The following is a 25,194-nucleotide window of genomic DNA, read 5'->3' as shown; positions in this document are numbered from 1 at the left end:
AAGGCGCCAAGCCCCTATGGTGCCACGGATTGCGCCTCCCAGCCGCCACCCAGCGCCTTGTAGAGGGCGACCAGGCTGGTATAGGAAGCCGTTTCGGCCACCGCCACCGCGTCCTGCGCCCGCAGCTGCGTGCGCTGCGCGTCCAGCACCGTCAGGTACGGCGCGCTGCCTTCGCGATAACGCAGGCGCGCCAGTTCCGCGGCGCGGCCGCTATGGGCGGCCGCCTGCGCCAGATTGCCAAGCCGCTGCTGGGTCTGGCCGTACTGCGTCAGCGCCCCCTCCAATTCCTCGACCGCCTGCAGCACGGTCTGTTCGTAACGCGCCACTTCGCCCTGCGAACGGGCCTGGGCGGCGCGCTTGCGGGCCAGCGCCGTCGGCAGGTGGAAGGCCGGCCAGTTCACGCCGGGCGCCACGCTGAAGGCGCGGCTGGACGCGCTGCCGAAATCGGCGCCGCGCAGGGCCACGAAGCCAAGGAAACCGCCCAGGTCGATGCGTGGGTACAGCTCGGCGGTGGCCACGCCCACGTCGGCGTTGGCGGCCGCCATGTTGCGCTCGGCCGCCTGCACGTCGGGGCGGCGCGCCAGCAGGGCGCCGACGTCGCCGATGGGCAGGCGCGCCGCCAGCGGCGCTTGCGGCGTGGCCGCATCCAGCTCGCCCAGTTCCGCCGGACGCAGGCCGGCCAGCACCGCCAGCCGGTACAGCGCCAGGCGCCGGGCGGTTTCCTGCAACGGCACGCTGGCCTGCACCGTCTCCAGTTCGGCGCGGGCGCTGGCCAGGTCGCCCTCGTCGCCGCGTCCGGCCGACACCATGGCCTGGATCACGCGCAGGCTGTCGCGCTGGCTCTCAAGATTGGCGCGCGCCACCGCCAGGCGTTGCTCCGCGCCGCGCAATTCGAAGTAGTTGCGCGCCACTTCGGCAGCCACCACGATGCGGGCCTGCGCCAGGTCGGCGGACTGGGCCTCGCTGCGCGCCGCGGCGCCCTCGGCCGCGCGGCGCAGGCGGCCGAACAGGTCGATCTCCCAAGTGGCGTCAAAGCCAGCGCGGTAGCTCTTGGCGAGATTGCGCTCGCCCGTCACGCCGGGGTTGGCTTGCGACAGGCTGCGCTCGAAGCGGCCGCCGAGCGTCACGGTGGGGAACTGGTCGAGTTCCTTTTCGTCCAGCACCGCGCGCGATTCGGCCAGGCGGGCCTGGGCAATGCGGATGTCGTGATTGCGTTGCAGCGCCAGGGTGATCAGGCGGTCCAGTTGCGGGTCCTGCAACTGCTTCCACCAATCCTGCTGCACCCGGTCGGTGGAGAACAGCGCCTGCTCGGGACTGACCAGCGCCACCGGCGCGGCCTGGGGTTTCTGGTAGTCGGGACCGACGGCGCAGCCGGCGGTGGCCAGCGCGGCCAGCAGCGCCAGGGTGCCGCGACGCAGGCGTTTGGACAGGTCGGGATGTTTCATGATCGGTTCCTCAATGCGATTCGGCCGGGCGCGACGTTGCCGCCGGCAGTCCGTCCTCGGCCTGCGCCCGGGCCAATTCACGGGCGCGGGGCGTGTCGTTGGCGGCGCGGTGGTCGCGCGCCAGCACGGTGTAGACGGTGGGCAGCACGAACAGCGTGAAGAGCGTGCCGACCAGCATGCCGACCACGATCACCAGCCCCAGGCTGTAGCGACTGTGGGCGCCGGCGCCGCTGGCGAACAGCAGCGGGATCAGGCCCACCACCATGGCGGCCGTGGTCATCAGGATCGGGCGCAGGCGGATGCGGGCGGCGTGCTCCATGGCGCTGCGCCGGTCCAGGCCGTGGCTGACCTGCATCTCGTTGGCGAATTCCACCATCAGGATGCCGTGCTTGCTGATGAGACCGATCAATGTCACCAGCCCGATCTGCGTGTAGATGTTGATGGTCGCCATGCCCAGCGCGAGCGGGATCAGCGCGCCGCAGATCGACAGCGGCACGCTCACCAGGATGATGAACGGGTCGCGCAGGCTTTCGTACTGCGCCGCCAGCACCAGGTAGATGACGATGATGGCGAAGATGAAGGTGATCATCAGCGCCGAGCCCTCCTGGCTGAACTGGCGCGCATCCGACTGCCAGTCGTAGCTGAAGCCGGCCGGCAGTTCCTGCGCCTGGCGCGTCAGGAACTGCACCGCGTCGCCCATGGTCACGCCCGGCATCGGGATGGCCTGGAAGGTGGCGGCGTTGAGCTGGTTGAACTGGGTCAGCTTGTTGGGCTCCACGCCCATCGACACCGACACGATGTTCGACAGCGGCACCTGCGCGCCGCTGGAGCTCTTGACGTAGTACCGCGCCAGCGATTCGGGCGAGATGCGCTGCTCGCGCAGGCTTTGCGGGATCACGTCGTACGAGCGGCCGTCCATGCCGAAACGGTTGACGTAGTTCTCGCCCACCAGCACCGCCAGCGTGTCGCCCACCGCCTTCATGGTGACGCCCAGGCTGTTGGCCTTGGCGCGATCCACCTTCAATTGCACCACCGGGTTGTTGTAGTCCAGGTCGCTGTCGACCACCATGAACAGGCCGCTGGCGCGGGCCGCCTGCTTCAGGTTTTCCATGGCCTCGTACACCACCGGATAGTCGGCCGCGCTCATGATGACCATCTGCACCGGCAGGCCGCCGGTCGAACCCGGCAGCGGCGGCAACTGGAAGGCGAAGATATTGCTGCCCTCGATCTGGTTGACCATCGACTGCATGTCGGCCTGGATCTGGTCGGCCGAGCGCTTGCGCTGCTGCCAGTCGACGAAGTCGACGCCGCCGATGCTGTTGGACACGCCGTCCGAGCCATTGATGAGCCAGCGGCCCTTCTGCTCGGGCAGCGTCGCCATCACGTCGTCCCACTTCTTGCCGAACTTCTCGACGTAGTCGATGTTGGCGTGCTGCGGCGACTTGATCGCGGTGAGCACGGTGGACTGGTCCTCGACCGGCGCCAATTCGCGCTGGGCGGCGTTGTACAGGAACGGCAGGCTGGCCATCACCGCCACCGCCACCAGGCCGGTGACCCAGCGGTGGTGCAGCGACACGTCCAGCAGCCGGCCGTAGGCCTGGCCCAGGCGATTGAAGAAGTGTTCGGCGCGGCGCGCCATCCAGCCCTCGGATACGTGGCTATTGAGCAGGAACGAGCTCATCACCGGCGACAGCGTCAGCGCGATCACGCCCGACACCACCACAGCCCCCGCCAGCGTGAAGGCGAATTCCTTGAACAGCGAACCGGTCAGGCCGCCCATCAGGCCGATCGGCGCGTACACCGCCGCCAGCGTGATGGTCATGGCGATGACCGGGCCGGCCACCTCGCGCGCGCCGATCAGCGCCGCGCGCACTGGCGACTTGCCTTCTTCGATATGGCGGTGCACGTTCTCGACCACCACGATGGCGTCGTCCACCACCAGGCCGATGGCCAGCACCATGGCCAGCAGCGTCAGCAGGTTCACGCTGAAGCCGAACAGCGCCATGATGGCCGCGCCCCCCAGCATCGACAGCGGGATGGTGACCACCGGGATCAGCACCGCGCGCAGCGAGCCCAGGCACAGGAAGATCACCGCCACCACGATGACGATGGCTTCCATCAGCGTGTGCACCACGCCGTCGATCGAGGCGCTGATGAAGCGCGCCAGCTCGAACGGCACCTGCACGCTGGTGCCCGGCGGCAGGTTCTGCTTGATGTTGGGCAGCAGTTCGTTCAGGCGCTTGACGATCACCAGCGGGTTGCCGACCGGCGTGGCGTTCAGGCCGAAGTACACGGCCGGCTCGCCGTCCATCAGGCCGCTGGAATCGGTCGAGGCCGCGCCCAGCTCCACGGTCGCCACGTCGCCCAGGCGCACGATGGCGTCGCCCTCGCGCTTGACCACCATGTCGCGGAATTCGGCCACGTTGACCAGGTCGGTGTTGACCTTGATGTTGGACACCACGTACAGGCCCTTGGCCTGGCCGGGCGCTGCCTGCACGTTGTTCTGGCGCAGGGCCTCGGCCAGTTCGCCGGCCGAGATGCCGCGCGCGGCCAGCCGGTCGGGATCGAGCCAGACCCGCATCGCCAGCTTCTGGCCGCCGTACAGTTCCACGCTGGCCACGCCGTCGATCGACGACAGTTGCGGCTGCACCACGCGCGACAGGTAGTCGGTCAGCGCCGGCAGCGACATGGTCGAGCTGGAAAACCCCACGTAGGCCACGGCCGTCGCCTCGCCGGCGGACTTGACCAGCACCGGGTCGTAGGCGTCCTGCGGCAGGCGGTATTTGACTTCGTTGACCTTGGCCATGACCTCGGTCATGGCCTTGTTGGAATCGGCGTTGAGCTTCATGCGCACCGTGATCACGCTGCGGCCCTGGGTCGAGGACGACGACAGGTAGTCGATGCCTTCGACGGTGGCGACCGATTGCGCGATGGGCTGGGTGACGAAGCCCTGCATCAGGTCGGGCGAGGCGCCCGGGTACTGCGTGGTGATGGTGATGGTGGTGCTTTCGGTCAGCGGGTACTGGCGGATCGGCAGGCCGCTCAGGGCGCGCAGCCCCATCAGCAGCAACAGCGTGCTGACCACCAGCGCCAGCACCGGCCGGCGCACGAACAGATCGGTGAACTTCATGATCGGCTCCGCGGGCTCAACGGGCTTGCGCCACGGATTGCGGCGCGGCGTCCAGCGCCACGGTGTCCTGGGCGCTGATCTCGACGGGCGCGCCGTTGTGCAGGCGCAACTGGCCCGAGGTCACCACCCGGTCCCCGGGTTTCACGCCCTTGGTCACCACCACCCGCCCGCGCACGCGCTCGGCGGTCTGCACGTAGGCCTGGGTCACTGTCGGCGGAGCCGACGTGTCGCCCGCCTTGGGCGGCGTCACCACATAGACCGAGTCGCCATAGGCGCTGTAGCTGATGGCGGTTTCCGGCACGGTGAGCACGCCGGGCCGCGCCGGCAGCATCACCTGCCCGTGGGCGAACATGCCGGCCGCCAGCGCGCCGTCGGCATTGGCCAGCGTGGCCTGCACCCGGACCGTGCGCGAGGCGGGATCCACCTGAGGCTCGATCGTGGTGACGGTGCCTTCGAATACCCGTCCGGCATGGGCATCCACGGTGATGCTGACCGGTTGGCCCATGCGCAGCGCGCCCAGCGCCTGTTCCGGCAAGGTGATGTTGGCGTAGACGCTGGCCGCGTCGGTCAGCGACACCAGCGGATCGCCGGCGCGCGCGAACTGGCCCAGGTGGACCCGGCGCACGCCGAGCACGCCGTCGAACGGGGCCTTGACGCGCTTTTGTTCGATCAGGGCCTGGATCCGCTTGATCTCGCCGGCGGCCTGGTCGTAGTCGGCCTGGGCCTGGTCCAGCTGTTCGCGGGTGGCGGCCTGCTGCGGCACCAGGCGGCGTGTGCGCTCCAGCAACGCCCGGGCATTCCTGGCCTGGGCCTGCAGGCGCGCCAGTTCGCCCTGCTCGGGCGCGTCGTTCAATTGCACCAGCAGTTGGCCGGCGCGCACCCGCTCACCGGGGGTGAACAGGATCTGCGCCACCCGGCCGTCGACTTCGGCCGGCACCAGCACCTGGCGCGTCGCTTCGAGCGAGGCGATGCCCGACAGCGCCACCGGGAAATCCGCCTGCAGCACGGGAGCCACCGCGACCTTGGCCGGCGCCATGGCCCACCCGCCCTTGTGCTGCGCCCCGCCGAATTTCCAATACAGCCCGCCGCCCGCGGCCACCGCCAGGACCAGCACCCCTGCCGCCCATGCGCCAGATTTCGCCTTCATGATTCTCTCGCTATTTATCAAAGGAATGGCTTGGATAATCCCTGAAAAATCAGACGAAGTCAAAAAACCTAAAGTAATGTTGAGGATTGAAGAATCCTATCGGCGAAAAATGCGCAAAAAAAACCGCCGGCAACGGCCGGCGGTCTGCGGGAAAAGGACGGGCGCCGGCGCGGGCCGGCGCGGATAGCCTCTAGGTACGGACCATGTGCAGGTAATGGCGATGGCGCTCGTACTGGTCGAGGATGTCGCCGATGACGGCGTCGCGGCTCCAGCCCATGATGTCGTAGTCCTGCCCGCCCTCGCGCAGGTGGACCTCGGCGCGGAAGTACTTGCGTTCCTCCTCGTCGGCGGCCTCCTCGGGCGTCAGGCTGGGCCGCACGAAGGCCTGCGGCTGCACCGAATAGAAGAAGTCCAGGTGCTCGCCGTGGTTCACTTCCAGCACCGCGCCGCCCTCGACGTCGCCTTCCTTGACCGCGACCGCGTAGCCCTGCTTGCGCAGTTCGTCGGCCACGTCCTCCAGCGCCGGCGTCACCACGTCCGCGATGAAGCGGAGCACGTGGGCGCGACGCGGCATCATGACCATGTTGCGCAGCCGCCGTTCCCACGACTGGCCGCCGCGCGCCGGACGCGACAAGGTCAACGACTGGAAGCGGATGCCGCGCTTGGTCGCATCCAGCTTGAGCGCCTTGAACAGCCCCCACAGCGAAAGCAGCAGAATCACCGAGAACGGCAAGGCGCTGGCGATGGTCGCCGTCTGCAGGGCGGTCAGGCCGTCCGCCAGCAGCAATGCAATGGCCACCGCGCCCATCAGCAACGACCAGAAGATGCGTTGCCACACCGGCGTGCGGTCGGAGCCGCCCGAGGCCAGCAGGTCAACCACCAATGCGCCGGAGTCGGCCGAGGTCACGAAGAACACGGCCACCATGGCGATCGCCACCAGCGAGACCACCCCACTCCAGGGCAATTGCTCAAAGAAGGCAAACAGGGCCAGCGAACTGTCCGCCTGCACCGTCTGGGCAAAATCCTTGACGCCATCGACCAGGATCAGGTGGATGGCGGTGTCGCCGAACACGGTCATCCAGAACAGCGTGAAGCCCGCCGGCACCAGCAGCACGCCGCTGACGAATTCGCGGATGGTGCGTCCGCGCGAAATGCGGGCGATGAACAACCCCACGAACGGCGACCACGCGATCCACCAGCCCCAGTAGAACAAGGTCCAGCCGCCGATCCAGTCGGTCGGCTCGTAGGCATAGAGATTGAAGGTCTTGTTGACGATGTCCGAGAGATAGGCGCCGGTGTTCTGCACGAAGGTCTGCAGCAGGAACACCGTGGGGCCCGCCACCAGCACGAACACCAGCAGCACCGCGGCCAGGATCAGATTGGTTTCGGACAGGATGCGGATGCCCTTGTCCAGCCCGCTGGCCACGGACAGCGTCGCCAGGCCGCATGTGACGATGATCAGGATGATCTGCGTCGGCACCCCCACCGGCACGCCGAACAGGTGGTTAAGGCCGCTGTTGATCTGCGCCACGCCCAGGCCCAGCGACGTGGCCACGCCCAGCACCGTCCCGAGGATCGCGAAGATGTCGACCGCATGCCCCACCGGCCCGTAGATACGGTTGCCGATCAGTGGATACAGCGCGGACCGCAGGGTCAGCGGCAGGCCGTGGCGATAACTGAAGAAGGCCAGTATCAGCGCCACGATGGCGTAGATCGCCCAGGCATGCAGGCCCCAGTGGAAAAAGGTGATCTTCATGGCTTCGCGCGCCGCGATGGCGTTGCCGCCCTCGCCGACCGGGGGCGCCATGAAATGCATGACCGGTTCGGCCACGCCGAAGAACATCAGGCCGATGCCCATGCCCGCCGAGAACAGCATGGCGAACCAGGTGAAATTGCGGTAGTCCGGTTCGCTGTGATCGGGGCCCAGCTTGATATCGCCGTAGCGGCTGACGGCCAGGAACACCACCGACAACAGGATGATGGCGACGACCAGGATGTAGAACCAGCTGGCGTTGCCCAGGATCCAGGCCTGGACCGCCTCGAACAGGCCCTGCGCGGCCTTGGGCGCGGAAATCGCGAAGCCCACCAGCAGCAGCGTGAATACCGCCGCCGTGAAAAACACTGGACGATTGATGGTGGATGGTCGGGTTTCTGAAGACATGCTGCCGCTCCTTTCGCCCGAGGGATGCCTGAGGCTGCGGCGCTGGCCCCCTCAGTCCAGCCGGCGCGCCGTTGTAATTACTATCACGCGAACGAGCACCCTGACAATGCCCGCGATGCGGCGATCGCCGCGGCCACGGCCCGATTGCCCGGCAATGGGGCCATGGCCGCGGGCGACAATGCTAGCCGCAGTCGCGCTCGCCGAACACCACGCGGCGGAAGAATCCCGCCAGCACCGATTCGGTCGTCTCGGCGCTGACGTTCTGCGGATCGAAGGCGAAGCTGAACTGCATGCCGTCGGACAGCGCCAAGAGGCCGATGGCCAGTTCGCGCGCGGGCAGCGGCAGCGGCGTGCCGACGCGCTCGGAAAACTGGCGGATGTACTCGGTGGTGGCGTCGCGCAGTTCGCCCATGCAGGCGATGAAGCCGATGCGGAACTCCGGGTCGCGCGCCGCCTGCAGCTTGGCTTCCATCCACAACAGGAAGCACTCGTTGTCGCGGAAATGGTTGCTGTAGTAGTGCAGCACGCTGTCCTCCATCTGCTGGCGGGTTTCCCCGGCCTCGAAGATGGCGCGCATGTCGCTCATGACGTTTTCGTGGTCGCGCTTGAGCAGCTGCAGGAACAGTTCGGACTTGCTGGCGAAATTGGAATAGAAAGCGCCGCGGGTATAGCCGGCCAGTTCGGCGATGTCCTCGACGCTGGCGGCGACGAAACCCTTGGTCAGGAAGATCGATTGCGCGGCATCGAGCAGGCGCTGGCGCGTCTGGTCACGGCTTTGCTCTCGGGTAAGGCGGACTTTTGACATGCGCAGATTCTATCATCTGGAACGATTTCAGATTCACACTTGTATTTGAATACATAGCCGCATTAGAATCCATCCCGTATCGGATTGCCAAGGCGCCGCGCCGGCCTGTAACGGCCGGCCGCCCCGCGTCCTGTTTCCCCCTCCTGCCCGCGTCGCGAGGTGTTTCGTGAATTCTCCAGGTTCTTGCGCGCCCGTCGTCGCGCGCAATCCCGCCGCCCGTGTCGCGGCGCGTTCCCGCTCTCCCCTGCGCCGCCGCCCCTGGCCCGCGCTCGCCCTGGCGCTGACGCTGACGCTGGCGCTGGCCGGCTGCGGCAGCAAGGAAGCCGAGGCGCCGCCGCCGCGCCCGGTGGTGGCCATGCCGGCCAAGGCCGACGCCGCGCTGCCGGCCTGGACCCTGCCGGGTGAGGTGCAGGCGCGCTACAGCACGCCGCTGTCGTTCCGCGTGGGCGGCAAGATCATTGAACGCAAGGTGCGCCTGGGCGACACGGTCAAGCCCGGCCAGGTGGTCGCCCGGCTCGATCCCGCCGACGCCACCAAGAATGCCGCCGCCGCCCGCGCCCAGTTGTCGGCCGCCCAGCACCAGTTGGACTATGCCAAGCAGCAACTGGGCCGCGACCGCGCCCAGGCCCGCGAAAACCTGATCGCCGCCAACCAGCTCGAACAGACCCGCAACGCCTACGCCTCGGCGCTGGCGCAACGCGACCAGGCGGCGCAACAGGCCGCGCTGTCGGCCGACCAGCTCAACTACACCACCCTCGTGGCCGACCATGCCGGCGTCATCACCGCCGAACAGGCCGACACCGGCCAGAACGTGGCGGCCGGCCAGGCGGTCTATAACCTGGCCTGGTCGGGCGACGTCGACGCGCTCTGCGACGTGCCCGAAAGCGTGTTGGCTGGCCTGGCCATCGGCCAGCGCGCCACCGTCACCCTGGCGCCGCTGCCCGGCAAGACCTTCAGCGCCGTGCTGCGCGAGATCGCGCCGGCGGCCGATCCGCAGAGCCGCACCTACCGCGCCAAGCTGACGCTGGAGTCGCCCTCGCCCGAAGTGCGGCTGGGCATGACCGCCAACATCAGCTTCGACAACCGCCAGGCCAACGGCGCCACCACCTACACGGTGCCGGCGACCGCGCTGTTCCATGACGGCACCGAGCCCGCCGTCTGGATCGTCAAGCCGCAGGAAGACACGCTGGAGCTGCGCCGCGTGCAGGTGCTGCGCTACGACGCGCGCAGCGTCACCCTGTCGCAGGGCGTGCAGGCCGGCGAGCGCGTGGTGTGGCAAGGCGTGCACGCCGTGTCGGCCGGCGAAAAGGTCCGCGCGGTGCCGCCGCTGCACCCCGAGGACTTCGCATCATGAGCGCGCCGGTTCCCGAGAATCAGAACGCCGCGCACCGCCACGAGGAAGGCAAGTTCAACCTGTCGGCCTGGGCCCTGCGCCACCAGCCGCTGGTGATCTTCCTGATCACGCTGGTGACGCTGTTCGGCGTGCTGTCGTATTCGCGCCTGGCGCAGTCGGAAGACCCGCCCTTCACCTTCCGCGTGATGGTCATCAAGACCCTGTGGCCCGGCGCCACCTCGCAACAGGTACAGGAACAGGTCACCGACCGCATCGCCAAGAAGCTGCAGGAAACGCCGTCCACCGACTTCCTGCGCAGCTACTCGCGCCCCGGCGAATCGCTGATCTTCTTCACCATGAAGGACTCGGCCCCGGCCAGCGAGGTGGCCAACGAGTGGTACCAGGTGCGCAAGAAGGTGGGCGACATCGGCGCCACCCTGCCGCAAGGCGTGCAGGGGCCATTCTTCAATGACGAGTTCGGCGACGTCTACACCAACATCTACACCCTGGCCGGCGACGGCTTCTCGCCGGCACAGCTGCGCGACTACGCCGACAATCTGCGCACGGTGCTGCTGCGCGTGCCGGGCGTGGCCAAGGTCGACTACTTCGGCGAACAGCCCGAGCACGTCTATATCGAGATCAGCAACACGCAGCTGACTCGGCTGGGCGTGTCGCCGCAGCAGATCGCCGAGGCCATCAACAGCCAGAACGCGGTGGCCAGCGCCGGCACCCTGACCACGGCCGACGATCGCGTGTTCGTGCGTCCCAGCGGCCAGTTCCAGGACACCCGGGCACTGGCCGAGACGCTGATCCGCGTCAACGGCAAGTCGATCCGGCTGGGCGACATCGCCACCATCCACCGCGGCTACGACGATCCCCCGGCCGAGCAGATGCGCACGCGCGGCGAGCCGGTGCTGGGCATCGGCATCACCATGCAGCCGGGCCAGGACGTGGTGCACCTGGGCAAGGCCCTGGAGGCCAAGTTCGGCAAGCTCAAGGCGCGCCTGCCCGCCGGCCTGACGCTGACCGAAGTGTCGAGCATGCCCAAGGCGGTGTCGTTCTCGGTGGACGAATTCCTGCGCTCGGTGGCCGAGGCCGTGGCCATCGTGCTGATCGTGAGCCTGGTGTCGCTGGGGCTGCGCACCGGCATGGTGGTGGTGATCTCTATCCCGGTGGTGCTGGCGGTGACCGCGCTGTTCATGGACATGTTCGGCATCGGCCTGCACAAGGTCTCGCTGGGCACGCTGGTGCTGGCGCTGGGCCTGCTGGTGGACGATGCCATCATCGCGGTCGAGATGATGGCGGTGAAGCTGGAACAGGGCTGGAGTCGCGCGCGCGCCGCCGCCTTCGCCTACACCAGCACCGCCTTCCCGATGCTGACCGGCACGCTGGTGACGGTGGCCGGCTTCCTGCCGATCGCGCTGGCCAAGTCCAGCACCGGCGAATACACCCGCTCGATCTTCCAGGTGTCGGCGATCGCCCTGATCACCTCCTGGTTCGCCGCGGTGGTGCTGATCCCGCTGCTGGGCTACCGCATGCTGCCCGAGCGCAAGCGCGAGGCGCACCTGCCCGACGACCACGAGCACGACATCTACAACACCCGCTTCTACCAGCGCCTGCGCGGCTGGGTGGCGTGGTGCGTGGACCGCCGCTGGCGCGTGCTGCTGGCAACGGTGCTGGTGTTCATCCTGTCGATGGCTGGCTTCGGCCTGGTGCCGCAGCAGTTCTTCCCCAGCTCGGACCGCACCGAGCTGCTGGTCGACGTGCGGCTGCAGGAAGGCGCCTCGTTCGCGGCCACGCTGCGCCAGGTCGAGCGGCTTGAAAAAGTGCTGGACGGCCGGCCCGAGATCGCCCATTCGGTGAGCTTCGTCGGCACCGGCGCGCCGCGCTTCTACCTGCCGCTGGACCAGCAGTTGGCCACGCCCAACTTCGCCCAGATCGTCATCACCGCCAATTCGGTGGAAGACCGCGAGAAGCTGGCGCACTGGCTGGAGCCGGTGCTGCGCGAGCAGTTCCCGGCGATCCGCAGCCGCCTGTCGCGGCTGGAGAACGGCCCGCCGGTGGGCTTCCAGGTGCAGTTCCGCGTCAGCGGCGACAAGATCCCCGAGGTGCGCCAGGTGGCCGAAAAGGTGGCCGCCGAAGTGCGCGCCGACAGCCGCTCGGTCAACGTGCAGTTCGACTGGGACGAGCCGTCCGAACGCTCGGTGCGCTTTGACATCGACCAGCAGAAGGCGCGCGAAGTCGGCGTAAGCTCCAACGACATCTCCAGCTTCCTGGCGATGACACTGTCGGGCTACACCGTGACGCAATACCGCGAGCGCGACAAGCTGATCAACGTCAGCCTGCGCGCGCCCGACAGCGAGCGCATCGACCCGGGCCGCCTGGCCACGCTCGCCATGCCCACGCCCAACGGCCCGGTGCCGCTGGGCAGCCTGGGCCAGGTGCGCTACGGCCTGGAATACGGCGTGATCTGGGAGCGCGACCGCCAGCCCACCATCACCGTGCAGGCCGACGTCACGGCCGGCGCCCAGGGCATCGACGTCACCCATGCCATCGACCGCAAGCTGGACGCGCTGCGCGCCGAACTGCCGGTGGGCTATCGCATCGAGGTCGGCGGCCCGGTCGAGGAAAGCGCCAAGGGCCAGTCGTCCATCAACGCGCAGATGCCCATCATGGTCGTGGCGGTGCTGACGCTGCTGATGGTGCAGTTGCAGAGCTTCGCCCGCGTGCTGATGGTGGTGTTGACTGCGCCGCTCGGCCTGATCGGCGTGGTGGCCGCGCTGCTGCTGTTCGGCAAGCCGTTCGGCTTTGTCGCCATGCTGGGCGTGATCGCGATGTTCGGCATCATCATGCGCAACTCGGTAATCCTGGTCGACCAGATCGAGCAGGACATCAGCGCCGGGCACAAGCGCGTGGACGCCATCGTCGGCGCCACGGTGCGGCGCTTCCGCCCCATCACCCTGACGGCGGCGGCCGCGGTGCTGGCGCTGATCCCGCTGCTGCGCAGCAACTTCTTCGGCCCCATGGCCACCGCGCTGATGGGCGGCATCACCAGCGCCACGGTGCTGACGCTGTTCTTCCTGCCCGCGCTGTACGCGGCCTGGTTCCGCGTGCGCCACGACGAGCGCGAAGAGCCCGAAGGCGTGCCGCCCGGCGCCCACGCCGGCGACAACGTAGAACGAGGAGCCTGACGATGTCCCTCCGTCTCCCGACCCCGGCCTGGCGCCTGGCCGCCCTGCCGCTGCTGCTGGCGCTGGGCGCCTGCGCCTTCGCCCCCGACAGCAGGCCGCCGGCCGTGGCGCAACCCGCGCAATACGGCGTCGAACCGCTGCCAGCCAGCGCCGCCGCCGCCCAGGGCGTGGCGCAACGCTATGCGCGCGACGCCCGTCCGGTGCCCGAATGGTGGAAGCGCTTTGGCTCGGACGCGCTCAATGCCATGGTGGAGGAAGGCCTGGCCAACAGCCCGGACCTGGCCGCGGCCGAGCGCAATCTGGCCGGCGCGCGCGAACAGTTGCGCGGACAGGTCAATTCGTCGCTGCTGCCCTCGGTGGATGCCGGCGCCGACGTTTCGCGCAAGCGCGCGCTGACCATGCCGAACCTGCCGCAACCCACGGCGCTCTACAACGTCTTCACCGGCCAGGTCCAGGCCAAGTACGACCTCGACCTGTTCGGCGCGGCGCGCTTCGAGAACGTGTCGCGCGCGGCCCAGGTGGAACAGCAGGCCTATCAGCTCGAATCGGCGCGCCGTTCCCTGGCCGGCAACATCGTCACCGGCGCCATCACCTCGGCCTCGCTGGCCGAGCGGGTGGCGTTGACCGAAAAGCAGGTGGTGCTGGCGCGCCAGGTGGCGCGCGACACCCAGCGCCGCTACGAACTGGGCTCGGCCTCGCAGAACGACGCGCTGCAGGCCGACCAGGACGCCGCCACGTTGGAAGCCTCGCTGCCGGGCCTGCGCGCGCAATGGCAGGCCACGCGCCACGCGCTGGCGGTGCTGATGGGCCGCAGCCCCGATCAGGCCCCGCCGGACCTGGCCTTCGCCATGATCGCCGTGCCCGAGGAGGTGCCGGTGCTGGTGCCGTCCGAACTGCTGGCGGCGCGGCCCGACATCCACGTCGCCGAGGCCGTGCTGCGCGCGGCGGCGGCCGACGTTGGCGTGGCCACGGCGCAGTTGTTCCCCAGCCTGTCGCTGTCGGCATCGATGGGCAAGGGCGGCTTTAGCTGGCCGACGGCGCTGTCGGGCGCGGGTTCGATCTGGGCGGTGGGCGCGTCGCTGACGCAGCCGATCTTCCACGGCGGCGCGCTGCTGGCCGAACGCAGCGCCGCCAAGGAGCGCTATGAGGCGGCGGTGCTGCAATACAAGCAGACCGTGCTGACCGCGTTCCGCGACGTTGCCGACACGCTGGCGCAACTGGAGGCGGACGGTCAGGCGCTGGCCTCGGCCGAGGCCTCGCGCCGGGCCGCGGAGCAGTCGCACCGCAACACCGCCAACCGCGTGCGTCTGGGCGCCCTGGCGCCCTACACCGCGTACGCCAGCGAACAGCATTACGTCGCGGCGCGGGTGCGGGAAGTGGAATACGCCAATGCCCGCCTGACCGAGACGGCGGCGCTGTTCCAGGCGATGGGTTCGCCGGTGCGCGCGCCACAGGCGTCGGCGCAACGGGCCACCGAAGATGCGGCGGCCAATCGGCAGACACTGCAGCAACAACATCAGTAGCCCTCGCCACCCAATCCAGGCGACTCCACAGGCCCCCGACGCCGACGGCGCGGGGGCCTGTTCCTTGATGCTGGCCGCCAGCGCCAGGGATTCGATGCGCCGCGCCGCGACGAGTCGCGCCCAGCCTTTGCCAGACCGCTATCTCCGGGCAAACCCTCGGTAATATTGGCGCCAAAATAAGCTAATATTTTTGCAACATTCTCCCCTTCCCCGACCTCACGGCGCCTCGCGCCGCTATCCGTCCATGACCCAGATCACCCAATTCCCGTTCGTATCGGTCTCCGGTACTCCCGAGGCCCGCGGCCGCGCCTATGGCCAGCAGGCCGCCGACCGCGTGCGCAAGAGCGCCGCCATGTACGGCCAGACGCTGGTCGACCTGGGTTACGACGCCATGGCGCGCACCCGCCTCATCGAGAGCTTCGCGCGCGAGATCGAGAACTTCGCGCCGCACTACCTCGAGGAAATGCGCGGCATCGCCGCCGGCGCCGACGTGCCGTTCGAAGACATCGTGATGGTCAACGCCCGCACCGAAGTCATCGCCAAGGCCCGCGCCGAAAAGAAGAAGGCCGCCGAACTCGAACCCGGTGACGGCTGCACCGGCGCCCTGATCCTGCCGACCCGCTCGGCCAACGGCCGCCTGATCCACGGCCAGAACTGGGACTGGCGCGCCGAATGCGCCGAAACCGCCATCGTGCTGCGCGTGCGCAACGACAACGGTCCCGACATCCTGACCTTCGTCGAAGCCGGCGGCCTGGCCCGCAGCGGCCTGAACAGCGCCGGCGTGTCGATCACCGCCAATTACCTGGAATCCGACCGCGACTTCCGCCAGTTGGGCGTGCCGCTGTCGCTGATCCGCCGCAAGGTGCTGGAACAGGAGCACTTCGCGCTGGCCATCAAGGCCGTCAGCACCACCCCGAAGTCGTGCTCCAACAACATCATGATCGGCATGGCCGCGGGCTTCGGCGTGGACTACGAATGCACCACCGATGAAGCCTTCCCGATCTACCCGGGCGCCGATGACCTGATCGTGCACGCCAACCATTGGGTCAGCGAAGTCGCCCTGGGCAAGCTGCGCGACACCGGCCGCGCCAGCACTCCGGAAAGCGCCTACCGCGACTGGCGCGTACGCCGCCTGCTGAACGAAAAGGACAAGCTGACGCGCGCGGACCTCAAGCGCGCGCTGTTCGACGACTTCGGCACGCCCTACTCGGTCTGCCGCCCGCCGCGCCCCGGCAGCCACGACAACCTGTCGGCCACGGTGGCCATGGTCGTCATGGAGCCGGCCGCCGGCCTGATGGAAGTGGCGCCGCTGCCGGCGCTGAATCGCACCTTCACCCGCTACAGCCTGGACGCCGAGCCGGAACTGCTGGCCGCGGCCTGAACGCTCCCGGCCCCTTGAACCGTTGGCGGCGGCCGGCCTGCCCGGCCGCCCATGCAACCCGTGGAAACGCATCGATGAAAACCAAACTCCTGAATACCGCGGTTGCCCTGGCGCTGGGCGCGCTGGCCGGGACCGCCTGCGCCCAGGCGCCGGCGCCGCTGCGCATCTCGTTCACCGCCGACATCCGCTCGACCGAGCCGGGCGTGAACCGCGACAGCAACAGCGACGCGGTGGTGCTGCACATCGTCGAGGGCCTTGTGGCCTACGGCGAGGATGCCGAAGTGCGCCCGCTGCTGGCCGAATCCATCGACATCAGCCCCGACGGCAAGACCTACACCTTCAAGCTGCGCCAGGGCGTCAAGTTCCACAACGGCGCGCCGCTGACCTCCGCCGACGTGCTCTGGACCTGGCGGCACTACACCGCCGCCAACTCCGGCTGGCGCTGCGCCAGCGAATTCGATGGCCGCGGCACCGTCAAGGTCACCGGCGTCGAGGCGCCCGACGCCCAGACCGTGGTCTACCACCTGGAAAAACCCAGCAGCCTGTTCCTGGCCTCGCTGGCGCGCGCCGACTGCGGCGGCACCGGCATCCTGCAGCAAGCCTCGGTCAAGGCCGACGGCTCCTGGGACAAGCCCATCGGCACCGGCCCCTTCGCCTTCGCCGAATGGAAGCGCGGCGAATACGTGCGCCTGACCCGGTTCGCCGACTACGCCAACCGCGACGGCAAGCGCGACGGCTACACCGGTTCCAAGCGCCCCCTGGTCGATGAAGTGCGCTTCGTCATCGTGCCCGACGACTCCACCGCCAAGGCCGCCCTGCAACGCGGCAACATCGACATCATCGAGGACGTCTCCAACAACGACGTGCCGGTGCTGCAAGGTACCCCCAACGTCAAGGTCGCCTACGCGCCCGTCATGAGCATGACCGCGCTGCTGCTGCAGACCCGGGACCCGCTGCTGTCCAATCCCAAGCTGCGCCAGGCCCTGGCCCACGCCATCGACTACGACCAGTTGGCCGCCGCCGTCACCGAAGGCCTGGCCAAACCCAACAACTCCATCGTCCCGCTGGTCTCGCCGTACAGCGATGCGACGCAGAAGGAAGGCTGGAAATACGACCCGGCGCTGGCCCAGAAGCTGCTCAAGGAAGCCGGCTACAAGGGCCAGGAGATCGAGCTCATCACCACCAAGCGCTATCCCCAGTCGTACAACTCCGCCGTCATCATCCAGGCCATGCTGCAGGCCGTCGGCATCAACGCCAAGCTGTCCGTGTCCGAATGGGCCACCCAGCTCGACCGCTACAACGCCGGCACCTACCAGATGATGACCTTCCCGTACTCCGCCCGCCTGGACGCGGCGCTGAACTACGAAATGGTCACCGGCGACAAGGCCAGGCAGCCGCGCAAGGTCTGGGACAACCCCGACGCCCAGAAACTCCTGGACGCCGCCTCGGTCGACACCGACCACGCCAAGCGCCAGGCCGCCTTCGACCAGCTGCACAAGCTGTTCCTGGCCGACGTCCCCAGCATCCCGCTCTACAACGGCCTGGACATCGGCGCCTTCCGCAGCGATATCAAGGGCTACACCCCCTGGGCCGTCAAGAAGCCGCGCGCCTGGGAAGTGGAACGCGTGGCGAAGTAGCCCGCGCAACGCCAAGCAAAGAGGCCGCGAAAAGCGGCCTCTTTGCATTGCAGCACATGATAGAAAAAAACCGCCCCGGCAACCGTCAAGCTTCAACGGTGGAGTCCGGGGCGGCGTTGGCCTGGCGTGAGCGGGGCGTGTAGATGCGCCCGAGGGAATCTGAAGGAACAGCCGAAGGCTATGACGAAGATGACAACGGGGCAGTCCGGAGCGAACGCTCCGGACCGCAATCGTAGCCCCGCGCACGCCAGGCCAACGCCGCCCCGGACGGCCCCAGAAAAAAGCCCCCCGAAAAAAGCGACTTACTTGCCAACGATCTTAGTCTCCCAGGCCCGCGGCTTCCCCTCCCAAACCGAAAACCCCTGCACCCGCTTATTGGTCGCCCAAGCATCCGCCCCGTTATAAAGCACCAACAGAGGCGTCTGCTCCAGCATCAACGCATGCAGCTGGTCAAACAACTTCTGCCGCTTCGCCGGATCCGACTCCAGGAAGCTCTCGTCGATCAGCTTCTGCGCCGCTGGATCATCCCAGACCTTGCGCGGCTGCTTGCTCTTGTCGCCCGCGAACTGCTCGAAGCTCAGCGCCGGATCGATGCGCGACGAGAACGTGAACGAACTGATCTGGTACTTGCCCGTGTTGTAGCGGTCCAGCTGCGTGGCCCATTCCAGCACCTCGATCTTGGCATTGATGCCCACCGCCTGCATCATCGCCTGCGCGATCACCGCCACCTGGTAGCTCGGCACGTGCGCGCGCTTGTTGGCGTAGATCACGATCGGCTCGCCCTTGTATCCCGCCTCCTTGAGCAATTGCTGCGCGCGCGCCGGATCGTATTTGTAGGTGCGCTTCTCGGCTTCCTGGTAATAGGCCGAGCCGGCATACACCGCCGAATTGTTCAGCTGCCCCAGGCCCTCGGAAGCCGCCGCCACCACCTGCGGAATGTCCAGCGCCGCCGCGATCGCCTGGCGCAGCTTGACGTTCTTGAGCACCGGATCCTGCGTCTGGAACAGCAGCGTGTGCTTGGTCGCGTCGTGCGGGCTCATCACCGACACCGCCGCGTTGTTCTTCAGCTCGGCCACGTCGGTAATGGTGATCTGGCTGGCGTCGATCGCGCCCGACACCAGGCCGGCCTTGGCCGTCGATGGGTCCGGCACCACCAGGAAGCGCACCTCGTCGGCCAGCGGACGCTTGGCGCCGACGTAACCGTCCGGCTTGTCGCCGGCGCCGGGCGACACGTAGTCCTTGAACGCGGTCAGCAGCACGTATTCGCCGCGCTTCCATTCCTTGAACTGGTACGGGCCGGTGCCGACCGGCTGCTTCCAGGAGCCATCGGCGTTGACCGAATCCTTGCTCAGGATCGCCGTCATGCCACAGTCGGTGCGCGCCAGCGAATCGAGAAACACCGCCGACTTGCGGTCGATCTTGATGACGACCGTTTGCGGGTCCGGCGCAGTCACGTCCGTGACCTTCAGGCCGTTGCGGCCGTCGAAGTCGCTGCGGCAGCGCCAGTCCGTCTTCGGATCCATGTAGCGCTGCCAGCTCCACAGCACGTCGGCCGACGTCAGCGGCGCGCCGTTGTGGAACTTGACGCCGTCGCGCAACTTGAAGGTGTAGGTCAGGCCGTCTTCGGACAGGTCGACCGACTTGGCCAGCAGCGGCGCCACCGTGCCATTCTCCCGGTAGCCAACCAGGCCCTCCACCATGTTCAGCACCACGCCGTCGGTGGTGTTGTCGCGGTTCACGCCCGGATTGGTCGAGCGGATGTCGGCCGGCTGGGCAATGGTCAGGGTAGCGGCCTGGGCCGCGCCCGCGGCGGCCAGGGCCAGGCTGAGCGCGAGCGCGCGGGAAACAGGATGGTGGTGCATTGCAGGAACTCCCCCGGGGGCATGCGACGCCGGATTCATAACTATATTGGCGCCAAAAATAGCTGCCCATTATGAAGGCTTGCGCCGGTCGCGGTATCCGGGGTATCCCTGAAAGCGGCCCGGAAACGAGCGCGGCGGCCTCCTTTGCAGGAAGGCCGCCGCGCGCGCCGGGCGTTGTCGGGTCAGGAAATGTCCTGGCCGACGTGCTGGGCGATGATTTTCTGCAGACGTTTGACGTCGCGCGCTTCCAGCGCCTCGACCATGTCGAAATGCTCGCGCGCCGAGATCTCGATGCGCGACCGCGTCACCCATTCCTTGGCCGGCGCCGCCGGGCCGCGCGCCCGGGTTTCCTGGATCAGGGCGGCCAGCTCACGGTTGGAACACATGTCGTACATGCCGGCATGGAAGGCCAGGTTGACCTCGTACTGTTCCAGCAGCGTGCCGTCCTGCAACAGCTTGGCGAAGCGCTCGGCCAGCGCGCGCAGGGCGCGCACCTTGGCGGCGGTGACATTCGGCATCAGGTCCGCCGCCGCGCCGGTTTCCAGCAGCACCCGGATATCGCGGATCTGCAGGTGCTGGTCCGGGTCCATCGTATAGACGTGATAGCCCCGGTTGGGGATGTGCGCGATCAGCCGCTTGGCCGTCAATTGGTCGAGCGCCCGCCGCACGTCCAGGCGCTTGGCGCCGTAGCGTTCCTGCAGGTCGATCTGTTTCAGCCATGCGCCAGGGCCGTATACCCCCGATTGAATATCCAGGGCAATACGGTCAACCAGGCCCGGCTGTGTCGCCGCCGCTTTCGGCATGGACCACTCCCGTGAATCTAATCCAAACCGCGTATTTTATGCGTAAGTCCGCGCCGCAACGGTAAGCCCGCGCGGCGCGGCCCCGTCCCGTCAGGCCATGGCCCGCGAGGGCTCCGGCTGGTCCAGGCGCCAGCGCAGGCGCACGCCGCCGGTTTCGGTCGATTCCAGGGCCGGAATCGCCGACAGCAGGCTGCGGGTGTATTCCTCGCGCGGCCGGTCGAACACCGTGTCGCGCGAGCCTTGTTCCACGATGCCGCCGTCGCGCATCACCACCACCCGGTCGGCCACCTGCTCCACCACGCCCAGGTCGTGGCTGATGAACAGGCACGAAAAGCCGTGGCGTTCCTGCAGGTCGGCGAACAGGTCCAGCACCTGCGCCCGCACCGTCACGTCCAGCGCCGACACCGGCTCGTCGGCAATCACGAAGGACGGCCGCCGCACCACCGCCCGGGCGATGGCCACGCGCTGGCGCTGGCCGCCGGACAGTTCGTGCGGAAAGCGCTTGGCGTATTCCGAACCCAGGCCGACTTCGGCCAGCACCTCGTCGACGCGACGGCGCTTGTCGGCCGCCGGCATGTCGACCAGCATACGCAGGCCTTCGCCCACCAGTTGGCCGATGGTCATGCGCGGGTCGAGCGACGAGTATGGGTCCTGGAACACCATCTGGCAGTTCAGGCGGTAGTCGCGCCAGGCCGGCGAGCGGCGGCTGACCGGCTGGTCGCGGAACAGGATCTGGCCTGATGTCGGCGCCAGCAGGCCGGCGATGGCGCGGCCCAGCGTGGTCTTGCCGGAACCCGAGCCGCCCACCACCGCCACCACTTCGCGCGGCTTGACGTGCAGGTCGATGCCGTTGAGCGCGCGCTTGGCGCCGGTGCGCGAGAACAGGCGCTGGTGGCCGGCGTAGTCCACCACCAGGTTCCGGACCTCGACAATGGGCGCTTCCTGGATCGGCGCGCGCGCCGGCAGGCGGCGCGGCATGGCGTCCAGCAGCTTGCGGGTGTAGGGATGTTGCGGCCGTTCGAGGATGCCGGCGGTGGTGCCGGTTTCCAGCACCTTGCCGTGCTGCATCACCACCATGCGCTCGGTGTAGCGCGCCACCATCGGCAGGTCGTGGCTGATCATCAGCACGGCTGTGTTGTGCTCGCGCGTCAGGTCGACCATCAGTTCCAGCACGTCGCGCTGCACCACCGCGTCGAGCGCGGTGGTGGGCTCGTCGGCGATCAGCAGCGCCGGCTCCAGCAGCATCACCGAGGCCAGCATCATGCGCTGGCGCATGCCGCCCGAGAACTCGTGCGGCCAGGCCTCGACGGCGGCCTTCGGGTCGCGGATGCCGACGCGGCGCAGCATCTCCAGGATGCGTTCACGGCGCTGCACGGTCGACAGGTCGCGGCGATGCAGCTTGAGGCCCTCGTCCAGCTGGCGCCCGATGGGCATGGACGGGTTGAGCGAGGTCATGGGTTCCTGGAACACCATGCCGATGCGCGCGCCGCGCAGCTTGCGCAGCGCGGCCGGGCGGGCCTGGGTGACTTCCACGCCTTCGAAGCGGATCGAGCCGCCGGCCACCACCAGCGGCGGCGGCGTCAGGCCCATGATGGCGCGCGCCGCCTGGGTCTTGCCGCTGCCGGACTCGCCGACGATGCCGACCATTTCGCCCGGCGCCACCTCGAAGGACACGCCGCTGACGATTTCGCGGCCGCCGCGGCCGACGGTCAGGGACAGGTTCGATACGGTTACCAGTGCGCTCATTGCACGCCCCTCATGCGGGGATCGAGACGGTCACGCACCGCATCGCCCAGCAGGTTGATCCCGAGCAGCGCGAGCGCGATGGCCAGGCCGGGAAGAATGGAAAGGTACGACGCCTGCGCCATGAACGGCCGGGCGGCGGCCAGCATGTTGCCCCAGGTGGGCGCCGGAGGCGGCACGCCCAGGCCCAGGAACGACAGCGCGCTTTCCGCCAGGATCACCCAGCCGAACATCGAGGTCGCCAGCACCGTCAACGGCGCGACGCAGTTGGGCAGCACGTGGCGCACCATGGTGTAGATCTCGGAGTTGCCCAGCACGCGCGAGGATTCGATGAACTCCTTCTCGCGCAGCGACAGCACCGTGCCGCGCACGATGCGCGTCACCGACGGCGTATAGGCCAGGCCCAGCGCCAGGATGATGCCGTACTTGTTGGCGCCGACCACGGCCAGCAGGCCCAGCGCCAGCAGCAGGCCGGGAAAGGCCAGCAGGGCGTTGTTGAAGGCCATGATGATGCGGTCGGTCCAGCCGCGCACGAAGCCGGTCAAGGTGCCGACAATGGTGCCGGCGATGATGGCGAAGCCCACCGTCAGCAGGCTGATCCAGACGCTGCTGGAGGCGCCGGCCAGCAGGCGCGACAGTTCATCGCGGCCGAACTCGTCGGTGCCCAGCAGGAAGTCGCCGCCGGGCGGCTTGAGCCGCGCCACGAAGTTGATCTTGAGCGGGTCGTGCGGCGTCCAGAAGGCGCCCATGATGGCCGCGACGAGCATCGCCGCCACGATCACGCCGCCTATCAGCGCGTTAGCTGCAATTCGCTTTTTCATTCGGCGGTCACTCTCGGGTCGAAGATGGGATAGCAGAGGTCGATCAGCAGGTTGACGATCACGTAGATCACGCCGACGAACAGCAGGCAGCCCTGGATCACGGGATAGTCGCGAGCGAAGATCGAATCCACCAGCAGCCGGCCCAGGCCGGGAATGGTGAATACGGTTTCGACCACGGCGATACCGCCGAGCAGGTTGCCCAGCACCAGGCCGATCAGGGTCCAGGTGGGACCGAAGGCGTTGCGGAAGGCGTGGCGCATCAGCACCGCGGATTCCGACAGGCCCTTGGCGCGGGCGTGGGTGATGTAGTCCAGCCGCAGCACTTCCAGGGTGCTGGCGCGCGCCATGCGCATCAGCACGCCGATCTCGTGCAGGAACAGCGTCAGGATCGGCATGGCCAGGTACAGCAGGCCGGCCTTCCAGTCTTCGCCGATCGACACGTAGCCCACCACCGGCAGCCATTGCAGTTTCAAGCCGAAGAAGATCAGCAGCAGCAGGCCGAGCCAGAAGGTGGGAATGGACACCAGCAGCGTGGCGGCGCTGACCAGAATCAGGTCGGGCGCCTTGTTCTGCTTCCAGGCGGCGATCATGCCGGCGGGCACGGCCACCAGGGCGGCGAACAGCACGGCAACCAGCACCACGCGGCCGCTGATCAGGAAACGGTCCCACACCAGCGGCAGCACGGGTTGGCCGGTGTTGATGGACGAACCCAGGTCGCCATGCAACATGTTGCCGAACCAGATGCCGAACTGGGTCGGCCAGGTCTGGTCCAGGCCCAGCCGCGCGCGCAGGTCGGCCAGGGCCGCCGGCGTGGCCAGGTCGCCCAGCAGCAGCTGCGCGGGGTCGCCGGGAATCAGGCGGATCATGACGAACACCGCCACCGCCACGATCAGCAGTGTCGGAATGGCCATGACGATACGGGATAGCGCGAAACGCAGCATGGCCCTCTCCTATCGCGGCCGACAGGCGCTGACGCGCCGGCGGCCGGTCTGGTTGTCGACGTTATTCATTGCGCAGCTTGCGCAGTTCGGCGGCCAGGAAGTCCTGCACCTGGCCGACGCACTTCAGGCCGTCGTGCGGCACGTTGTCGACCACGTCCAGCACGGCCTTCACACCGGCGGCCTCGAACGAGCGGCGCAGCGATTCGAGGCGCTCGGGACGGGTGGCGCCAGCGGAGTTGGCGCCGGGCATGAAGAACTTGCCGCCTTCGCGGTGGGTGATCTCCCAGGTCTCCAGGTCGGCCTTGCCGACGATCATGTGCACCGCGACCTGGCGCAGGGCGTCGATGTCGACGCCCTTGCCGAAGCGGGCCTCGGCGTCGCGCACGCCGACCCACCAGTCCTGGGCGGGATCGAGCAGCGTGACCGAGCCGGGCGCGCCGATCGACACGGCCCACAGGGTTTCGGGATGCAGCAGGGCGTAGCGGTTGACGAACTGGCCGCCGCCCGAATAGCCGAACAGGGCGAAGCGGGTGAAGTCGCGGCCGAATTTCTCGCCGACTTCGGCGACCATGCCTTGCAGGATGTGGTCGTAGCGGATGTCGCCTTCGCGCAGTTGCTTGAAGCCGTCGCGGTTGCCGTCGCCGAGCGGGCTGACGGGAAACAGCGGGCACAGCACGATGCAGTCGTTCCAGCGGGCGAATTCGGCGAAGGCGTCGCGGTATTCGACGAAGGCGCGGCCGGTGCCGTGCATGATCACGACCAGCTCCATGGGGTGCTTGGCCTGGTCGATATGCGGGGGGACGTACATGCAGTACGAGAAGCGCGGGTCGGTGCGCGAGGCGAAGACGGTGCTGTGGCCGAGGTCGTAGATGGCGCGGGCGCGGGCGGCGTCGGGGGCCAGGGCGGGTGCTGCGGTGGACTGCATGGTTTCCTCGATTCCCGGGCGGGGGTGTGCCGGGGGGGTGTTGCGGGCGGGGATGGTTGACTAAATTGGCGCCAATTTTAGGAACCAGGTGTGGGTGGGGGCAAGCGGGGGGAATCCCTAACGGGTGGTTCGTGACGTTGCCCCGGGGGGATGGGTCGGGCGGCTCGGGCTGTGGTTCTTTTGACGCGTGGTGGCCGGGCCGGGCGCAGGGCGGGGCTACGATTGCGGTCCGGAGCCTTCGCTCCGGACTGCCCCTTCGTCATCTTCGTCGCAGCCTTCGGCTGCTCCTTCAGATTCCCTCGGGCGCATCTACACGCCCCGCCCTCCGCCCGGCCCGGCCACCACG

16 protein-coding genes are annotated in these 25,194 nt (G+C 68.1%); 5 read left to right on the top strand and 11 right to left on the bottom strand.

The genetic code is table 11. From position 1 onward, the window contains the following. Window positions 1-14 precede the first annotated feature (14 nt). The 5 genes from ACUTAG_RS22080 to ACUTAG_RS22060 all read right to left on the bottom strand — a co-directional run bounded on the left by ACUTAG_RS22080 (window position 15) and on the right by ACUTAG_RS22060 (window position 8,688). Window positions 15-1,445, bottom strand: a complete 1,431-nt coding sequence (locus tag ACUTAG_RS22080; protein WP_020924758.1) for an efflux transporter outer membrane subunit — start codon at window positions 1,443-1,445, stop codon at window positions 15-17. Window positions 1,446-1,455: 10 nt separating this feature from the next. Next, window positions 1,456-4,575, bottom strand: coding sequence for a MexW/MexI family multidrug efflux RND transporter permease subunit (locus ACUTAG_RS22075; RefSeq protein WP_148316403.1), 3,120 nt, complete (start codon window positions 4,573-4,575; stop codon window positions 1,456-1,458). Window positions 4,576-4,591: 16 nt separating this feature from the next. Further along, entirely contained in the window at window positions 4,592-5,722 is a 1,131-nt protein-coding gene (locus tag ACUTAG_RS22070; RefSeq protein ID WP_148316401.1) for an efflux RND transporter periplasmic adaptor subunit, read from the bottom strand. Between the two features lie 190 nt (window positions 5,723-5,912). Then, complete coding sequence (locus tag ACUTAG_RS22065) at window positions 5,913-7,883, bottom strand: BCCT family transporter (protein ID WP_020924761.1); 1,971 nt, start codon at window positions 7,881-7,883, stop codon at window positions 5,913-5,915. A 181-nt stretch (window positions 7,884-8,064) separates the two neighbouring features. Continuing rightward, on the bottom strand, window positions 8,065-8,688 hold the full coding sequence (locus ACUTAG_RS22060; protein ID WP_148316399.1) for a TetR/AcrR family transcriptional regulator: 624 nt from the start codon (window positions 8,686-8,688) through the stop codon (window positions 8,065-8,067). Window positions 8,689-8,854: 166 nt separating this feature from the next. Here ACUTAG_RS22060 and ACUTAG_RS22055 point away from each other — a divergent pair, with 166 nt between their 5' ends. The 5 genes from ACUTAG_RS22055 (at window position 8,855) to ACUTAG_RS22035 (ending at window position 17,753) form a co-directional block, all read left to right on the top strand. After that, window positions 8,855-10,042, top strand: coding sequence for an efflux RND transporter periplasmic adaptor subunit (locus ACUTAG_RS22055; RefSeq protein ID WP_392388231.1), 1,188 nt, complete (start codon window positions 8,855-8,857; stop codon window positions 10,040-10,042). After that, window positions 10,039-13,212: an efflux RND transporter permease subunit gene (locus ACUTAG_RS22050; protein WP_148316397.1), complete on the top strand. Its 3,174-nt coding sequence runs from the start codon at window positions 10,039-10,041 to the stop codon at window positions 13,210-13,212. The genes ACUTAG_RS22055 and ACUTAG_RS22050 overlap by 4 nt, the downstream gene beginning before the upstream one ends. A gap of 2 nt (window positions 13,213-13,214) precedes the next feature. Next, a complete protein-coding gene (locus ACUTAG_RS22045; RefSeq protein WP_148316395.1) occupies window positions 13,215-14,735 on the top strand; it encodes an efflux transporter outer membrane subunit in 1,521 nt (506 codons plus the stop codon). A gap of 244 nt (window positions 14,736-14,979) precedes the next feature. Further along, the gene (locus tag ACUTAG_RS22040; RefSeq protein ID WP_020924766.1) at window positions 14,980-16,116 is read left to right on the top strand and encodes a C45 family autoproteolytic acyltransferase/hydolase; all 1,137 of its coding nucleotides are present in this window, start codon (window positions 14,980-14,982) and stop codon (window positions 16,114-16,116) included. A gap of 74 nt (window positions 16,117-16,190) precedes the next feature. After that, complete coding sequence (locus tag ACUTAG_RS22035; protein WP_148316393.1) at window positions 16,191-17,753, top strand: ABC transporter substrate-binding protein; 1,563 nt, start codon at window positions 16,191-16,193, stop codon at window positions 17,751-17,753. Window positions 17,754-18,055: 302 nt separating this feature from the next. Here ACUTAG_RS22035 and ACUTAG_RS22030 read toward each other — a convergent pair whose 3' ends face one another. From ACUTAG_RS22030 to ACUTAG_RS22005, 6 genes are all read right to left on the bottom strand, one after another. Further along, a complete protein-coding gene (locus ACUTAG_RS22030; RefSeq protein ID WP_054445369.1) occupies window positions 18,056-19,615 on the bottom strand; it encodes an ABC transporter substrate-binding protein in 1,560 nt (519 codons plus the stop codon). A gap of 182 nt (window positions 19,616-19,797) precedes the next feature. Beyond that, window positions 19,798-20,418, bottom strand: coding sequence for a GntR family transcriptional regulator (locus tag ACUTAG_RS22025; RefSeq protein WP_006389182.1), 621 nt, complete (start codon window positions 20,416-20,418; stop codon window positions 19,798-19,800). A gap of 90 nt (window positions 20,419-20,508) precedes the next feature. Further along, complete coding sequence (locus ACUTAG_RS22020) at window positions 20,509-22,164, bottom strand: ABC transporter ATP-binding protein (RefSeq protein ID WP_148316391.1); 1,656 nt, start codon at window positions 22,162-22,164, stop codon at window positions 20,509-20,511. Further along, the gene (locus ACUTAG_RS22015; protein ID WP_006389180.1) at window positions 22,161-22,982 is read right to left on the bottom strand and encodes an ABC transporter permease; all 822 of its coding nucleotides are present in this window, start codon (window positions 22,980-22,982) and stop codon (window positions 22,161-22,163) included. Before ACUTAG_RS22015 ends, ACUTAG_RS22020 begins: the two co-directional genes overlap by 4 nt. After that, a complete protein-coding gene (locus ACUTAG_RS22010; RefSeq protein WP_148316389.1) occupies window positions 22,979-23,923 on the bottom strand; it encodes an ABC transporter permease in 945 nt (314 codons plus the stop codon). The genes ACUTAG_RS22015 and ACUTAG_RS22010 overlap by 4 nt, the downstream gene beginning before the upstream one ends. A gap of 61 nt (window positions 23,924-23,984) precedes the next feature. Next, on the bottom strand, window positions 23,985-24,848 hold the full coding sequence (locus ACUTAG_RS22005; protein WP_026382620.1) for a hydrolase: 864 nt from the start codon (window positions 24,846-24,848) through the stop codon (window positions 23,985-23,987). Between the last annotated feature and the right edge of the window lie 346 nt (window positions 24,849-25,194).

Source organism: Achromobacter sp. CSND-B12 (assembly GCF_052906545.1).
This window is presented reverse-complemented; position numbering and strand designations above follow the sequence as displayed.

Excerpts from the sequence above, each read along its gene's own strand:
- ACUTAG_RS22010 (WP_148316389.1), bottom strand. The coding sequence starts at position 23,923 with ATGCTGCGTTTCGCGCTATCCCGTATCGTCATGGCCATTCCGACACTG.
- ACUTAG_RS22030 (WP_054445369.1), bottom strand. The coding sequence starts at position 19,615 with ATGCACCACCATCCTGTTTCCCGCGCGCTCGCGCTCAGCCTGGCCCTG.
- ACUTAG_RS22045 (WP_148316395.1), top strand. The coding sequence starts at position 13,215 with ATGTCCCTCCGTCTCCCGACCCCGGCCTGGCGCCTGGCCGCCCTGCCG.
- ACUTAG_RS22075 (WP_148316403.1), bottom strand. The coding sequence starts at position 4,575 with ATGAAGTTCACCGATCTGTTCGTGCGCCGGCCGGTGCTGGCGCTGGTG.
- ACUTAG_RS22050 (WP_148316397.1), top strand. The coding sequence starts at position 10,039 with ATGAGCGCGCCGGTTCCCGAGAATCAGAACGCCGCGCACCGCCACGAG.
- ACUTAG_RS22025 (WP_006389182.1), bottom strand. The coding sequence starts at position 20,418 with ATGCCGAAAGCGGCGGCGACACAGCCGGGCCTGGTTGACCGTATTGCC.
- ACUTAG_RS22080 (WP_020924758.1), bottom strand. The coding sequence starts at position 1,445 with ATGAAACATCCCGACCTGTCCAAACGCCTGCGTCGCGGCACCCTGGCG.
- ACUTAG_RS22040 (WP_020924766.1), top strand. The coding sequence starts at position 14,980 with ATGACCCAGATCACCCAATTCCCGTTCGTATCGGTCTCCGGTACTCCC.
- ACUTAG_RS22060 (WP_148316399.1), bottom strand. The coding sequence starts at position 8,688 with ATGTCAAAAGTCCGCCTTACCCGAGAGCAAAGCCGTGACCAGACGCGC.
- ACUTAG_RS22070 (WP_148316401.1), bottom strand. The coding sequence starts at position 5,722 with ATGAAGGCGAAATCTGGCGCATGGGCGGCAGGGGTGCTGGTCCTGGCG.
- ACUTAG_RS22065 (WP_020924761.1), bottom strand. The coding sequence starts at position 7,883 with ATGTCTTCAGAAACCCGACCATCCACCATCAATCGTCCAGTGTTTTTC.
- ACUTAG_RS22035 (WP_148316393.1), top strand. The coding sequence starts at position 16,191 with ATGAAAACCAAACTCCTGAATACCGCGGTTGCCCTGGCGCTGGGCGCG.
- ACUTAG_RS22005 (WP_026382620.1), bottom strand. The coding sequence starts at position 24,848 with ATGCAGTCCACCGCAGCACCCGCCCTGGCCCCCGACGCCGCCCGCGCC.
- ACUTAG_RS22020 (WP_148316391.1), bottom strand. The coding sequence starts at position 22,164 with ATGAGCGCACTGGTAACCGTATCGAACCTGTCCCTGACCGTCGGCCGC.
- ACUTAG_RS22015 (WP_006389180.1), bottom strand. The coding sequence starts at position 22,982 with ATGAAAAAGCGAATTGCAGCTAACGCGCTGATAGGCGGCGTGATCGTG.